The organism is Pseudomonas sp. P4_C3 (genome assembly GCF_056402075.1).
This window is the reverse complement of the sequence record NZ_JBFUIC010000483.1, coordinates 1-2,385: the sequence shown is the minus strand read 5'-3', so window position 1 is coordinate 2,385 and position 2,385 is coordinate 1. Positions and strand designations below refer to the sequence as shown.

Annotated in this window: 2 protein-coding genes; one reads left to right on the top strand and one right to left on the bottom strand. The window is 60.8% G+C overall.

Features of this window, described 5'->3' with window-relative positions; all coding sequences use genetic code 11:
• Window positions 1-40 precede the first annotated feature (40 nt).
• Window positions 41-853: a tRNA cyclic N6-threonylcarbamoyladenosine(37) synthase TcdA gene (tcdA, locus tag AC1DVH_RS29645; RefSeq protein ID WP_414929169.1), complete on the bottom strand. Its 813-nt coding sequence runs from the start codon at window positions 851-853 to the stop codon at window positions 41-43.
• 215 nt (window positions 854-1,068) lie between these two features.
• Here tcdA and AC1DVH_RS29640 point away from each other — a divergent pair.
• Window positions 1,069-2,385: glycoside hydrolase family 17 protein (locus AC1DVH_RS29640; RefSeq protein ID WP_477756785.1), on the top strand; the 1,317-nt coding region annotated here is incomplete at its 3' end.

Here is a 2,385-nt window from a genome sequence, read left to right as displayed (position 1 = left end):
GGAGCGAGCTTGCTCGCGATGGGGTCATCAGCCTTACAGATCAGGCCTGCGGCTTGACCCGCTCCGCCGGCCGCCGCACACCCGCCACGATCTTGTCCACAGCCTTGGTCGCCGCAACCATGCCGAACGTCGCCGTCACCATCATCACCGCGCCAAACCCGCCGGCGCAGTCGAGCTTCACGCCATCACCGACAAAACTTTTCTGCAGGCAAATGCTGCCATCCGGTTTCGGGTAACGCAGTTGTTCGGTGGAAAACACGCACGGCACGCTGTAATGGCGGGTCACGGTGCGTGAGAAGCCGTAGTCGCGGCGCAGTGTCGAGCGCACTTTCGAGGCCAACGGATCATTGAACGTGCGGTTCAGGTCACAGACCTGGATCAACGTCGGGTCAATCTGTCCGCCCGCGCCGCCGGTGGTGATGATCTGGATCTTGCGCCGCTTGCACCAGGCGATCAGCGCAGCCTTGGCGTTGACGCTGTCGATGCAGTCGATCACGCAATCGATGTTCGGTGTGATGTACTCGGCCATGGTGTCGCGGGTGACGAAGTCAGGCACCGCGTGCACCGTGCAGTCCGGATTGATCCCGCGCAGACGCTCGGCCATCACCTCGACCTTGGGCTTGCCGACGGTACTGTCCAGCGCATGCAGCTGACGGTTGGCATTGCTGACGCAGACGTCGTCCAGGTCGAACAGCGAAATCTCGCCGACCCCACAGCGGGCCATGGCTTCCGCCGCCCAGGAACCGACACCACCGACGCCAACGATCGCCACATGGGCCGCGCGCAGGCGCTCAAGGCCTTCGATGCCATACAAACGGGCGATGCCTGCAAACCGCGGATCTTCTGTACTCATGACCATTACCCCAAAAACCGGCGGGCATTATATGGCGATATGAAGACAAAATCAGTTACAGGAAAAAGCGAAAGAACTTTAGCGAAACCAGATTGCCCAATGTCTGGCAATTCCCTGTCCGCTGTACGACAAGAGAATGCCCGGTGTAGGATGCGCGCCCCTTGGCGACCGCCAACCGTTCCTTCGTTCCACAGTCTTTGGAACCCGAAATAGCTATGTCATCGCGTAAATTTGGACTCAATCTGGTCGTGGTGCTCGCCATCGCAGCCTTGTTTACCGGCTTCTGGGCGCTGATCAACCGCCCGGTCACCGCCCCCAACTGGCCTGAACAGATCTCCGGCTTCTCGTACTCGCCATTCCAGCAGGGCCAGTTCCCACAGAAAGACCAGTACCCGACCGACGATCAAATGCGTCGCGACCTGGAGATCATGAGCAAGCTGACGGACAACATCCGCACCTACTCGGTCGATGGCACCCTGCAAGACATCCCGAAACTGGCGGAAGAGTTCGGCTTGCGAGTGACCCTGGGGATCTGGATCAGCCCGGACCAGGAGCGCAACGAACGGGAAATTACCCGCGCCATTGAAATCGCCAACTCCTCGCGTAGCGTGGTTCGTGTGGTGGTGGGCAACGAAGCGATCTTCCGCAAGGAAATTACCGCCCAGGAACTCAGCGTCATGCTCGATCGCGTGCGTGCCGCCGTGAAGGTGCCGGTAACCACGTCCGAGCAGTGGCACGTGTGGGAAGAACACCCGGAACTGGCCAAGCACGTCGACCTGATCGCCGCGCACATCCTGCCTTACTGGGAATTCATCCCGATGGACAAGGCTGGGCAGTTCGTCCTCGACCGCGCCCGCGACCTGAAAAAGATGTTCCCGAAAAAGCCACTGCTGCTGTCCGAAGTGGGCTGGCCGAGCAACGGCCGCATGCGCGGTGGCGCCGATGCCTCCCCGGCGGACCAGGCGATCTACCTGCGAACCCTGGTCAACAAACTCAACCGTCAGGGCTTCAACTACTTCGTGATCGAAGCGTTTGACCAGCCGTGGAAGGCCAGTGACGAAGGTTCCGTCGGCGCCTACTGGGGCGTGTTCAACGCCGCGCGCCAGCAGAAGTTCAACTTCGAAGGCCCGGTGGTGGCGATTCCGCAGTGGCGTGTACTGGCCATCGGTTCGGTGGTGCTGGCGCTGTTGTCGCTGACCCTGCTGATGATCGACGGCTCGGCCCTGCGCCAGCGTGGCCGTACCTTCCTGACCTTCATTGCGTTCCTGTGCGGTTCGGTGCTGGTGTGGATCGGTTACGACTACAGCCAGCAATACAGCACCTGGTTCAGCCTGACCGTTGGCTTCTTGCTTGCCCTAGGTGCGCTCGGTGTGTTTATCGTGTTGCTGACCGAAGCCCATGAACTGGCCGAAGCGGTGTGGGTGCACAAGCGCCGGCGTGAGTTCCTGCCGGTGGAAGGCGATTCCAGCTACCGCCCGAAAGTGTCGATTCACGTGCCCTGCTACAACGAGCCGCCGGAGATGGTCAAACAG